This is a genomic window from Kitasatospora sp. NPDC059803 (assembly GCF_042732255.1).
Classification (GTDB): domain Bacteria; phylum Actinomycetota; class Actinomycetes; order Streptomycetales; family Streptomycetaceae; genus Kitasatospora.
In genome coordinates, this window is the sequence record NZ_JBHWIJ010000095.1 from 14970 (window position 1) to 27151 (window position 12182).

The following is a 12182-nucleotide window of genomic DNA, read 5'->3' on the forward strand; positions in this document are numbered from 1 at the left end:
CACCCCCGGGCCGCCCCGCGCGAGGTTCTTGGGTTTGGGGGGGGCGCGCGCACGGATCCGGCCGTCGTCGGTGATCGTGGTGCCGTCCAGCGGGACGTTCAGGTCGGCACGGACGAACACGCGCTTGCCGGCGACGTCGAGGTCTTCGATGGTCTTCACGGGGATTGGCTCTCCTGGGGAGATGGTTGATGCGCAGAGGCGGCACGGCGCAGGGGCCGCCTGGGAAAGTCCTGGTGCGCAGAGCGAGGGCCCGGTCGGCACAGTGCGCCAGCCGGGCCCTCGCCCCTACATCACGTCAGCTCCCGCTGCGTCAGAGCTGGCCGCCGACGAGGGAGGTCAGGTTGACGAGGCGGTTCGAGTAGCCCCACTCGTTGTCGTACCAGCCGAGCACCTTGACCTGGTTGCCCTGGACCATGGTGAGCTGGGAGTCGAAGATGCAGGAGGCCGGGTCGTTGACGATGTCCGAGGAGACGATCGGGTCCTCGGTGTAGGTCAGGATGCCCTTGAGCGGGCCCTCCTGCGAGGCCTTCTGGAAGGCGGCGTTGACCTCGTCCTTGGTCACCTCGCGCTCCAGGGTGACGACCAGGTCGGTGATGGAGCCGGTCGGGACCGGGACGCGCAGCGAGGTGCCGTCCAGCTTGCCCTTCAGCTCCGGCAGGACCAGGGCGGTCGCCTTGGCGGCACCGGTCGAGGTCGGGATGATGTTCTGCGACGCGGCACGGGCGCGGCGCAGGTCCTTGTGCGGGAAGTCCAGGGTCACCTGGTCGTTGGTGAACGCGTGGACGGTCGTCATCAGGCCCTTGACGATGCCGAAGTTCTCGTGCAGCACCTTGGCCATCGGCGCCACGCAGTTGGTGGTGCAGGAGGCGTTGGAGATGATCGAGTGGTTGGCGGCGTCGTACTTGTCCTCGTTGACGCCCAGGACGATGGTGACGTCCTCGTCGCTCGCGGGCGCCGAGATGATGACCTTCTTCGCGCCGGCGGCGAGGTGCTTCTTCGCGGCCTCGGCCTTGGTGAAGATGCCGGTGGACTCGACGACGATGTCGGCGCCCAGGGCGGCCCACGGCAGGTTGGCGGGGTCACGCTCGGCGCTGACCTGGAAGGTCTTGCCGTCGACGGTGATGCTGTCCTCGGTGTGCGAGACCTCGCCCGGGAAGGTGCCCAGGGTGGTGTCGTACTTGAGCAGGTGAGCCAGGGTCTTCGTGTCAGTGAGGTCGTTGACACCGACGATCTCGATGTCCGCGCCCTGCGCCTTGACCGCGCGGAAGAAGTTGCGGCCGATGCGGCCGAATCCGTTGATGCCTACCCGGATCGTCACGAACCGATCTCCTCGTTAGGTACGCCGGAGCTAAGCCGACGGGGGTGAGATTTGGGAAGTCCCCGACCGCCTATGACCCTACCCCTCCCAGGCCTGGGAGGGCACATCGCGCCACGTGCGACGACCTGGCGTGGCGCGAAATCAGGCCGACCGTCCTTGGCGGTCAGGGCAGTTGGTCCCGGCCAGTGGTCTCTACCAATTTGCGCACACCGGGCGCGTCCGGGTATCCCGTCCGGACACGGCGGCGGCCGGTGCCCGGAATCCGGACACCGGCCGCGGAACAGCCACTTGGTGCGGTCAGTTCATCGCCATCTCGTCGGTGAGGTTGGCCTCGGTGCTCGGCAGGCCGAGCTCGGAGGCCCGCTTGTCGGCCATCGCCAGCAGGCGGCGGATCCGGCCGGCCACCGCGTCCTTGGTCAGCGGCGGGTCGGCGAGCGCGCCCAGCTCCTCCAGCGAGGCCTGCTTGTGCTGCATCCGCAGCTGGCCGGCCGCGGCCAGGTGCTCGGGCACCTCCTCGCCGAGGATCTCCAGCGCCCGCGCCACCCGGGCGCCGGCCGCCACCGCGGCGCGGGCCGAGCGGCGCAGGTTGGCGTCGTCGAAGTTGGCCAGGCGGTTGGCGGTGGCCCGGACCTCGCGCCGCATCCGGCGCTCCTCCCAGGCGAGCACCGACTCGTGCGCGCCGAGCCGGGTCAGCAGCGCGCCGATCGCGTCGCCGTCGCGGATCACCACCCGGTCCACGCCGCGCACCTCACGGGCCTTGGCCGGGATGCCGAGCCGGCGGGCCGCGCCGACCAGGGCGAGGGCGGCCTCGGAGCCGGGGCAGGTGATCTCCAGCGAGGAGGAGCGGCCCGGCTCGGTGAGCGAGCCGTGCGCCAGGAAGGCCCCGCGCCAGGCCGCCTCGGCGTCGCAGGTGGCCCCGGAGACGACCGCCGGGGGCAGCCCCCGGATCGGCCGGCCCCGGCCGTCCACGAGGCCGGTCTGGCGCGCGAGCAGTTCGCCGTCCTTGACCACCCGGACGACGAAGCGGCTGCCGCGCCGCAGTCCGCCGGGGGCCATCACCACGAGGTCGGAGGAGTGTCCGAAGATCTCCAGCAGGTCCTTGCGCAGCCGCCGCGCCGCCGCGCCGGTGTCCAGCTCCGCCTCGATCACGATCCGGCCGCTCACGATGTGCAGCCCGCCCGCGAACCGCAGGATCGCCGACACCTCCGCCTTGCGGCAGCAGGCCCTGGTGACCGGGAGCCGGCTGATCTCGTCCTTCACCGCTGGAGTCATCGCCATGGCCCGATCCTTCCATGTGTCCGGAAAATCCGGTCGTACGCGGCGGCCAACAGCTCCGGGTCGTGTCGCGGGGTGCCGTCGGTGCGGGCCACCCTGCCGAGGACCAGGGCTGCGCCCATCCGCTCGGCGGCCTTCTCCAGACCGGCCAGGTCCGCCTGGCCGAAGGCGCCGCCGGTGACGGCCCGCTCGTCCACCAGGATCGCATCCACCGCGAGGCCCGGGGCGTGGTCGGCGATGACCTCCAGGTGGCGCTGCGGGGTGAAGCCCTCGGTCTCGCCGGGCTGCGGGGCCAGGTTCAGGGTGAGCAGGCGGCGGGCGCGGGTCTCGGTGAGCGCCTTGGCCAGCTCCGGCACCAGCAGGTGCGGCAGCACGCTGGTGAACCAGGAGCCGGGCCCGAGCACCACCCAGTCCGCCTCCCGGACGGCGGTGACCGCCTCCGGGACGGCCGGCGGCCCGTCCGGCAGCAGCCGGATCGACTGCACGGTGCCGGGCGTGACCGCGACGTCGGCCTGGCCGCGGACGGCCGACAGCTCGCCGGGGCGCTCCGGGTCGTGGCCGCGCACGGTCGCCTCGATGTCCAGCGGCACCGCCGACATCGGCAGCACCCGGCCCTGGACGTTCAGCAGCCGGCCGACCCAGTCCAGGGCGGCCACCGGGTCGCCGAGCTTCTCCCAGAGCGCGACGATCAGCAGGTTGCCGACCGCGTGGCCGCCCAGCTCACCGGTGCCGGTGAAGCGCTGCTGGATCACCTCGGACCAGGTGCGCCCCCAGTCGTCGTCCCCGCACAGCGCGGCCAGCGCCTTGCGCAGGTCGCCGGGGGGCAGCACGCCCAGCTCGGTGCGGAGCCGGCCGCTGGAGCCGCCGTCGTCGGCGACGGTGACCACGGCGGTCAGGTCGCTGGTGAGCCGGCGCAGCGCGGAGAGCGAGGCGGACAGGCCCTGGCCGCCGCCGAGCGCGGTGATCCGGGGGGCCGGGTTGGCCCGGGCGGGGCTGCTGCGCGGCCGGCTCGGGACCGGCGGCCGGGCCGGGCCACCCGCCCGGTCGGCACTCCTGTTCTGCGGCTGCCGCCCGGGCACATATCCCGCCACACTCACCTCGCGTTCCTCGCCGCGGCCACCGGCCCCGCCGGCGGCCCGGCTAGGAGGCGGCGGTCACTCCCGTCCCATGTCACGGTGGACGAGCACCGTCTCCACTCCGTCGGCGATGAGACGCTTGGTCAGGCGCTCGGACATCGCGACGCTGCGGTGCTTGCCACCGGTGCAGCCTACGGCAAGCGTCATGTAGCGCTTCCCCTCGCGGCGGTACCCCTCGGTGATGATGCGCAGGAGATCGGCGTAGCCGTCCAGGAACTCGTTGGCGCCGGGCTGCTGGAACACGTAGTCGGCGACGTCCGCGTCGGTGCCGGTACGGGCGCGCAGCTCGGGCACCCAGTGCGGGTTGGGCAGGAAGCGGCAGTCCACCACCAGGTCGGCGTCGACCGGCAGGCCGTACTTGAAGCCGAAGGACATCACGGTGGCGCGCAGCTCGGGCTCGTCGTGGTCGGCGAACTGGGCGTCCAGCTTGGCGCGCAGCTGGTGCACGTTGAGGTTGGAGGTGTCGATCACCAGGTCGGCCTCGCCGCGCAGGTCGCGCAGCAGGTCGCGCTCCTGGGCGATGCCGTCGACGATCCGGCCGTCGGCCTGCAGCGGGTGCGGGCGGCGCACGCTCTCGAAGCGGCGGACCAACGCGTCGTCGGAGGAGTCCAGGAAGACCACGCTGAGCCGGACGCCGCGCTTCTCCAACTCGTCGAGGGAGGTGAGCAGGTCGTCGAAGAACTGGCGGCCCCGGACGTCCACGACCACGCCGATCCGGGCGACGTTGCCCTGGGAGCGGGCGCCCAGGTCGACCATGGTCGGGATCAGGGCCGGTGGCAGGTTGTCCACCACGAACCAGCCCAGGTCCTCCAGGCACTTCGCGGCGGTGGAGCGGCCGGCTCCGGACATGCCGGAGATGATCACCAGCTCCGGCGCGTTCTCGGCCACGTCTGACACGGTCACTTCGGTTCCCCGCTCTCGGTCTTTCTGCTGGGGAGAACGCGCACGGCGCGACCACCCTTCCCCTGCCCGGACAGGCGGGCGGGGGCTGGGCGCGTCGTCTGACGGTCGGCGTCGGCCGTCATGGCGTCTCCTGGGATGGTGCGGTCTGGGATGCTGCGGCCACCGGCTCGGCGGCCGGTTCGGCCCCGTCCTCGATGATCTCGCCGGTGGCGGTGTTCACCGCTGGTGCGACGGGTGTACGGGAGGACAACGCCGCCGCAACAGTCTCCGCCGTGCGGCGTCCGATGCCGGGTACGGCGCAGAGTTCGTCGACGGTGGCGGCCCGGAGCCTCTTCAGCGAGCCGAAGTGCTTGAGCAGCGCCTGGCGGCGAGTCTCGCCGAGGCCCGGGACGGAGTCCAGTTCCCCGGCGGTGAGTCGCTTGGAACGCTTGCTGCGCTGGTAGGTGATCGCGAAGCGGTGGGCCTCGTCGCGGACCCGCTGGAGCAGGTAGAGGCCCTCGCTGGAGCGCGGCAGCACGACCGGGTCGTCCTCGCCGGGCAGCCAGACCTCCTCCAGCCGCTTGGCCAGGCCGCACAGCGCGACGTCGTCGATGCCGAGTTCGTCCAGGGCGCGCTTGGCGGCGGCGACCTGCGGCTGGCCGCCGTCCACGACCAGCAGTTGGGGCGGGTAGGCGAAGCGGCGCGGGCGACCCGTCTCCGGGTCGATCGGGCCGGCCGGGGCCCCGGTGCCGTCGGCGGCGGCGCCCGGGTCGTCGGCCTCGGGGACGACCCACTCGCCGGTCTGCTCGCGTTCCTGGAGGTAGCGGCGGAAGCGCCGGCCGATCACCTCGTGCATCGAGCGGACGTCGTCCTGGCCCTCGAAGCCCTTGATCTGGAAGCGCCGGTACTCGCTCTTGCGGGCCAGGCCGTCCTCGAAGACGACCATCGAGGCGACCACGTCCTCGCCCTGGAGGTGGGAGATGTCGAAGCACTCGATGCGCAGCGGCACCGAGTCCAGCTCCAGCGCGTCGGCGATCTCCTGCAGGGCGCGGCTGCGGGTGGTGAGGTCGGAGGCGCGCTTGGTCTTGTGCAGTGCCAGCGCCTGCTGGGCGTTGCGCTGCACGGTGGCCATCAGGTCCTTCTTGTCGCCGCGTTGCGGGATCCGCAGGTCGACCTGGCTGCCGCGCAGGCCGCTCAGCCAGTCCCGGACCGGACCGGACGGCTCGGGCAGCGCGGGGACGAGCACCTCGCGCGGGACGGTCTCGTTGCGCTCGTCCGGGCCGGCGCCGCCGTAGAGCTGCTGGAGGGCGTGCTCGACCAGGCCGGCGGTGTCGACGTCCTCGACCTTGTCGGTGACCCAGCCGCGCTGGCCGCGCACCCGGCCGCCGCGGACGTGGAAGATCTGGACAGCAGCCTCCAGTTCGTCCTCGGCGACGGCCAGCAGGTCGGCGTCGGTGGCGTCGGCGAGCACGATGGCGTTCTTCTCCATCGCGCGCTTGAGGGCGCCGATGTCGTCCCGCAGCCGGGCCGCCTTCTCGTACTCCATCTCCTCGGCGGCCTCCCGCATCTGCTCTTCCAGCCGGCGCAGGTAGTTGCCCGTGCGCCCGGCCATGAAGTCGCAGAAGTCCTCGGCCAGCGCCCGGTGTTCCTCCGGCGAGACCTTGCCGACGCAGGGCGCGGCGCACTTGCCGATGTAGCCGAGCAGGCAGGGCCGGCCGACCTGCCGGGCGCGCTTGAACACGCCGTTGGAGCAGGTGCGGACGGGGAAGACACGCAGCAGCAGGTCGACCGTCTCGCGGATCGCCCAGGCGTGCCCGTACGGGCCGAAGTAGCGCACGCCCTTCTTGTGCGCCCCGCGCATCACCTGGACCCGCGGGTACTCCTCGTTGAGGGTGACGGCGAGTTCCGGATAGCTCTTGTCGTCGCGGTACTTGACGTTGAACCGCGGGTCGAACTCCTTGATCCAGGAGTACTCCAGCTGGAGCGCCTCGACCTCGGTGGCCACCACCGTCCACTCCACCGAGGCCGCGGTGGTGACCATGGTCGCGGTGCGCGGGTGCAGGCCGGCCAGGTCCTGGAAGTAGGACGACAGGCGCGGCCGCAGGCTCTTGGCCTTGCCGACGTAGATGACCCGCCCGTGGGCGTCACGGAACTTGTAGACGCCCGGTGAGGTCGGGATCGCGCCCGGCGCCGGGCGGTAGGTGCTCGGGTCAGCCATGGGTCCACCGTACCGAGTGGAGCCGGGGCCGCGAAGGGGAGATCAACCGGGCGGGGACCGGCTGGGCCGAGATCGACTGGGTGGAGATCAACTGCTTCAGCTCGGGGTCACCTTGAGGTTCCCGCCGTCGACCGTGACGGCGTAGGCGGGCAGCGGCCTGGGGGCCGGGCCGTCCTGGACGGCGCCGTCGGCGATGGCGAACCGGCTGCCGTGGCAGGGGCACTGGATCTGCTGGCTCTTCACCTGGTCGACGACGCAGCCGGCGTGGGTGCAGACGGCGCTGAAGGCCTTGTACTCCCCCGCGGTCGGCTGGGTCACGACGATCTTCTGGTTGCGGAAGACCTTGCCGCCGCCCTCCGGCACCTCCGAGGCCGGGCCGAGGTCCACCGGGGTCTTGGCCGCGCTGCCGGCGCCGGAGGAGCCCGAGGAACCCGAGGAGGGACCGCAGCCGGCGATCGCCACGGTGCCGCCGGCCGCCAGTACGGCGGCGGCGCCGCAGAGCACGGTGCGGCGGGAGGTGGCGGGGCTGGTCTCGGGGACCTCTGACATCGGTGCGCTCCTGCGGTTCGGCTTCCTACGAGGGACCACGGAAGTCTATGCGGCACCCGCTCCGCCGCCCCCCGGGGTGGGGCGGCGGAGCGGGGCGCTGCTCCCTCTTCGCTACTTCTTCGCCGCGGCGGCCCGCTTGCGCGGCGCCTTCTTCACCGGGGCGACCGGGGCGTCCGCGAACTCGCCCGGAAGGATGTCCCGGAGGAACTTGCCGGTGTGGCTCTCCGGGACGGCGGCGATCTGCTCCGGGGTGCCCTCGGCGACCACCATGCCGCCGCCGGAACCGCCCTCGGGGCCCATGTCGACGACCCAGTCGGCGGTCTTGATCACATCGAGGTTGTGCTCGATGACGATCACCGTGTTGCCCTTCTCCACCAGCCCGCTGAGCACCTTGATCAGCTTGCTGATGTCCTCGAAGTGCAGGCCGGTGGTGGGCTCGTCCAGCACGTAGACCGTCCGCCCGGTGGAGCGCTTCTGCAGCTCGGAGGCGAGCTTGACGCGCTGCGCCTCGCCGCCGGACAGCGTCGGCGCGGACTGGCCGAGCCGGACGTAGCCGAGGCCGACGTCGTTGAGCGTCCTGAGGTGCCGGGCGATCGCCGGGACGGCCTCGAAGAAGGCCAGCGCCTCCTCGATCGGCATGTCCAGCACCTCGGAGATGGACTTGCCCTTGTAGTGGACCTCCAGCGTCTCCCGGTTGTACCGGGCGCCGTGGCAGACCTCGCACGGCACGTAGACGTCCGGCAGGAAGTTCATCTCGATCTTGATGGTGCCGTCGCCCGAGCAGTTCTCGCAGCGGCCGCCCTTGACGTTGAAGGAGAACCGGCCGGGCAGGTAGCCGCGGACCTTCGCCTCCTGCGTCTCCGCGAAGAGCCGGCGCACGTGGTCGAACACCCCGGTGTAGGTGGCCGGGTTGGAGCGCGGGGTGCGCCCGATCGGCGACTGGTCGACGTGCACCACCTTGTCCACCAGGTCGGTGCCGGTGATCCGGGTGTGCCGGCCGGGCACGCTGCGGGCGCCGTTCAGCTCCCGGGCGAGGTGGGTGTAGAGGATGTCGTTGACCAGCGTCGACTTGCCGGAGCCGGAGACGCCGGTGATCGCGGTGAAGGTGCCGAGCGGGAAGCCGACCGTGACGTCCTTGAGGTTGTGCTCGCGGGCGCCGTGGACGGTCAGCTGGCGCTTCTTGTCCCGGTCGCGGCGGCCCGCCGGGATCGGGATGGACCGCTTGCCGGAGAGGTACTGGCCGGTCAGCGACTCCTTGTTGGACAGCAGCCCCTTCAACGAGCCGGAGTGCACCACCTTGCCGCCGTGCTCGCCGGCGCCCGGGCCGATGTCGACCACCCAGTCCGCCGTCTTGATGGTGTCCTCGTCGTGCTCGACCACGATCAGCGTGTTGCCGATGTCGCGCAGCCGCACCAGCGTCTCGATCAGCCGGTGGTTGTCCCGCTGGTGCAGGCCGATGGACGGCTCGTCCAGCACGTACAGCACGCCGACCAGGCCGGAGCCGATCTGGGTGGCCAGCCGGATGCGCTGGGCCTCGCCGCCGGACAGGGTGCCGGCCGCGCGGTTCAGCGAGAGGTAGTCCAGGCCGACGTCGACCAGGAAGCGCAGCCGCTCGTTGACCTCCTTGAGGACGCGCTCGGCGATCTGCTTGTCCCGGTCGTTCAGCTTCATCGCGCCCAGGAACTCGGCGCAGTCGCTGATCGACATCGCCGAGACGTCGGCGATCGACTTCTCCTCGACGGTGACCGCGAGCACCACCGGCTTGAGCCGGGTGCCCTCGCACGTCGGGCAGGGCACCTCGCGCATGTAGCCCTCGAAGCGCTCGCGGCTGCTGTCGCTCTCCGCCTCGGTGTGCCGGCGCTGGATGAACGGGACGGCGCCCTCGAAGCCGGTGCTGTACGAGCGCTCGCGCCCGAAGCGGTTGCGGTAGCTGACCTGCACCTGGTGCTTGTGCCCGTACAGCAGCGCCTTCTTGGCGCGGGCCGGCAACCCGGCCCACGGGATGTCGGTGCGGAAGCCCAGCTCCCCGGCGAGCGCGTCGATCAGGCGCTGGAAGTACTCCTTGGCGTGGCCCGCCGACCACGGGTGGATCGCGCCCTCCTCCAGCGAGCGCTCCGGGTCCGGGATGACCAGCTCCGGGTCGACCTCCATCCGGTTGCCCAGGCCCGAGCAGTCCGGGCAGGCGCCGAACGGCGAGTTGAAGGAGAACGAGCGCGGCTCCAGCTCCTCGAACGACACGTCGTCGTACGGGCAGTAGAGGTGCTCGGAGTACATCCGCTCGCGCTCCGGGTCGTCCTCCGCGAGGTCGACGAAGTCGAGCACGACCATGCCGCCGGACAGCCGCAGGGCCGTCTCCACCGAGTCGGTGAGCCGACGCTTGGCGCTCTCCTTGACGGTCAGGCGGTCGATGACCACCTCGACGGTGTGCTTCTCCTGCTTCTTGAGCTTCGGCGGCTCGGCGAGCTGGATCGTCCCGCCGTCCACCCGGGCGCGCGAGTAGCCCTTGGACTGGAGGTCGGCGAAGAGGTCGACGAACTCGCCCTTGCGCTCGCGCACCACCGGGCTGAGCACCTGGAACCGGGTGCCCTCGGCGAGCTCCAGCACCTTGTCGACGATCGCCTGCGGCGACTGCTTGGCGATCGGGCGGCCGCAGTGCGGGCAGTGCGGCTTGCCGATCCGGGCGAACAGCAGGCGCAGGTAGTCGTAGACCTCGGTGATCGTGCCGACGGTCGAACGGGGGTTGCGGTTGGTGGACTTCTGATCGATCGAGACGGCCGGGGAGAGACCTTCGATGAAGTCCACATCGGGCTTGTCCATCTGCCCGAGGAACTGGCGGGCGTAGGAGGACAGCGACTCGACGTAGCGGCGCTGGCCCTCGGCGAAGATCGTGTCGAAGGCGAGCGAGGACTTGCCGGAGCCGGAGAGGCCCGTGAAGACGATGAGGGAGTCGCGGGGCAGGTCGAGCGAGACGTTCTTGAGGTTGTGCTCGCGAGCACCGCGGACGATGAGGCGGTCGGCCACTGCTTCTGGCGCCTTTCTCCGGGGCGAGAGGACTTGCGGGGAGATGTGTGCTTCTTCCAGGATGCGGCAGCCAGCCTACTAGCTCAGACGTTCGAATATCGACCGTGTCCAGCGGAGTCCACCCGAACGAGTGAGAGCGCCCCTCGAACCCTCCGTACCCGGACCGAAAAAGGCCCTGCTCAGCGGTCGGATTCGGCGATAACGTCAGCTGGTCAACGAGCGGAGCCCCCCGCGGGCAACGCGCCGTCTCCCACAGAAGGCCGATCCGATGACCGACCCGCAGACCGCCGCCGAGGCCGCCGCGCAGTACCTGGCCCTGGTCGAGGAGAGCACCCGGCACCTGCTGCACACCGTCGCCGAGCTGAAGCCCGAGGCCGTCGCCGAGCCCTCCGCCCTGCCCGGCTGGACCCGCGGTCACGTGCTGGCCCACCTCGCCCGCAACGCCGACTCCCTGGTCAACCTGCTGGACGGCGCCCGCACCGGCACCGACATCCCGCAGTACGCCAGCACCGAGGCCCGCGACCGGCAGATCGAGGAGGGCGCGCCCCGCCCGGTGGACGTCCAGCTCGCCGACCTGCGCGACTCCCGCGAGCGCTTCGCCGCGGCCGCCGCGCTGCTGCCCGCCGAAGCCTGGACGGTCGAGGTCCGCCACCGCACCGGCTACGTCTTCCCCGCCCACGACCTCCCGTGGAAGCGCCTCGCCGAGGTCGAGTACCACCACGTCGACCTGGACGCCGGTCACACCCCCGCGCACTGGCCGGAGGTCTTCGCCGTCACCGAGTTCCACAAGATCGCCAACAAGCTGCACGGCACCGCCCTGCCCGGCGTCGAGCTGGTCGCCGAGGACACCGGGGACATCGGACTGATCGGCACCGGCGAGCCCGTCCTCACCGTCCAGGGCCCCCTCCGCTCCCTGCTCGCCTGGCTCTCCGGCCGCTCCGACGGCGCCGGCCTGCGGACCACCCCCGACACCGCCCTCCCCCAGCTTCCCCCGCTGGGCTGACGGCGCGAAGATGATCCTGAACCCCTTCACCGGACGAGGAGCGGACGCATGACGTACCACGGAGCGGTCAAGGTCGGCGGGCCGCCGGACGTGCGGGAGCTGGCGCACCTGATCATCACCAAGGTGGCCGTCGGCCCGTACGACAACAACGCCTACCTGCTGCGCTGCCGGGCCACCGACGAGCAGCTGCTGATCGACGCGGCCGCCGACGCCCCGGTGCTGCTGGAGACCGTCGGTGACGAGCTCGCCACCGTCGTCACCACCCACCGGCACCACGACCACTGGGCCGCGCTCGCCGAGGTGGTCGCCGTGACGGGGGCTCGCACCGCCGCCGGCGCGCACGACGCCGAGGGCGTCGACGTGCCCACCGAGCTGCTGCTCGCGGACGGCGACAAGCTGCGGGTCGGCGACGTGGAACTCACCGTCCGGCACCTGGTCGGGCACACCCCGGGCGCGATCGTGCTGATCTACGACGACCCGCAGGGCCACCCGCACGTCTTCACCGGCGACTGCCTCTTCCCCGGCGGCGTCGGCAACACCTGGGGCGATGCGGAGGCTTTCACGAGCCTCTTCCGGGACGTCAACGCGAAGATCTTCGACGTCCTGCCGGACGAGGCCTGGGTCTACCCCGGCCACGGCAGCGACACCACCCTCGGCGCCGAGCGCCCCCACCTCGACGAGTGGCGCGAGCGCGGCTGGTGACCTCGGCCTCCGGGCACCGGGCACCGGGCCCCGGGCACCGGGCCCCGGGCCCCGGGCACGACGAGGCCCCCGCGACCC

The 12182-nt window shown here is 71.8% G+C and carries 10 protein-coding genes; 2 read left to right on the forward strand and 8 right to left on the reverse strand.

Annotated features, from left to right (window positions below; genetic code table 11):
• The 8 genes from pgk to uvrA form a co-directional block, all read right to left on the reverse strand.
• Positions 1-261: phosphoglycerate kinase (pgk, locus tag ACFV6I_RS17450; protein WP_380426136.1), on the reverse strand; the 261-nt coding region annotated here is incomplete at its 3' end.
• Positions 262-310: 49 nt separating this feature from the next.
• A complete protein-coding gene (gap, locus tag ACFV6I_RS17455; protein ID WP_063349506.1) occupies positions 311-1318 on the reverse strand; it encodes a type I glyceraldehyde-3-phosphate dehydrogenase in 1008 nt (335 codons plus the stop codon).
• Positions 1319-1615: 297 nt separating this feature from the next.
• Positions 1616-2596: a DNA-binding protein WhiA gene (whiA, locus tag ACFV6I_RS17460; RefSeq protein ID WP_063349505.1), complete on the reverse strand. Its 981-nt coding sequence runs from the start codon at positions 2594-2596 to the stop codon at positions 1616-1618.
• On the reverse strand, positions 2587-3684 hold the full coding sequence (gene yvcK / locus ACFV6I_RS17465) for a uridine diphosphate-N-acetylglucosamine-binding protein YvcK (protein ID WP_079136331.1): 1098 nt from the start codon (positions 3682-3684) through the stop codon (positions 2587-2589). Before yvcK ends, whiA begins: the two co-directional genes overlap by 10 nt.
• Before the next feature lie 63 nt (positions 3685-3747).
• Positions 3748-4632, reverse strand: a complete 885-nt coding sequence (gene rapZ / locus ACFV6I_RS17470; protein ID WP_380343832.1) for an RNase adapter RapZ — start codon at positions 4630-4632, stop codon at positions 3748-3750.
• Positions 4633-4750: 118 nt separating this feature from the next.
• Positions 4751-6829 carry an excinuclease ABC subunit UvrC gene (gene uvrC / locus ACFV6I_RS17475; RefSeq protein ID WP_380375183.1) on the reverse strand — a complete coding sequence of 693 codons (2079 nt, stop codon included), beginning with the start codon at positions 6827-6829 and terminating at the stop codon, positions 4751-4753.
• 96 nt (positions 6830-6925) lie between these two features.
• Positions 6926-7378, reverse strand: coding sequence for a Rieske (2Fe-2S) protein (locus ACFV6I_RS17480; protein ID WP_380426131.1), 453 nt, complete (start codon positions 7376-7378; stop codon positions 6926-6928).
• A 111-nt stretch (positions 7379-7489) separates the two neighbouring features.
• Positions 7490-10399 carry an excinuclease ABC subunit UvrA gene (gene uvrA, locus ACFV6I_RS17485; protein WP_063349501.1) on the reverse strand — a complete coding sequence of 970 codons (2910 nt, stop codon included), beginning with the start codon at positions 10397-10399 and terminating at the stop codon, positions 7490-7492.
• 268 nt (positions 10400-10667) lie between these two features.
• Between uvrA and ACFV6I_RS17490 the strand changes: the two genes are divergently transcribed.
• Entirely contained in the window at positions 10668-11402 is a 735-nt protein-coding gene (locus ACFV6I_RS17490) for a maleylpyruvate isomerase family mycothiol-dependent enzyme (protein WP_063349500.1), read from the forward strand.
• Between the two features lie 48 nt (positions 11403-11450).
• A complete protein-coding gene (locus ACFV6I_RS17495) occupies positions 11451-12104 on the forward strand; it encodes an MBL fold metallo-hydrolase (protein WP_063349499.1) in 654 nt (217 codons plus the stop codon).
• The last annotated feature ends 78 nt before the right edge of the window (positions 12105-12182 follow it).

What these genes read in the sequence shown, in the direction of transcription:
- whiA (WP_063349505.1), bottom strand. Translation starts at nt 2,596, where the DNA reads ATGGCGATGACTCCAGCGGTGAAGGACGAGATCAGCCGGCTCCCGGTC.
- uvrC (WP_380375183.1), bottom strand. Translation starts at nt 6,829, where the DNA reads ATGGCTGACCCGAGCACCTACCGCCCGGCGCCGGGCGCGATCCCGACC.
- ACFV6I_RS17480 (WP_380426131.1), bottom strand. Translation starts at nt 7,378, where the DNA reads ATGTCAGAGGTCCCCGAGACCAGCCCCGCCACCTCCCGCCGCACCGTG.
- ACFV6I_RS17490 (WP_063349500.1), top strand. Translation starts at nt 10,668, where the DNA reads ATGACCGACCCGCAGACCGCCGCCGAGGCCGCCGCGCAGTACCTGGCC.
- ACFV6I_RS17495 (WP_063349499.1), top strand. Translation starts at nt 11,451, where the DNA reads ATGACGTACCACGGAGCGGTCAAGGTCGGCGGGCCGCCGGACGTGCGG.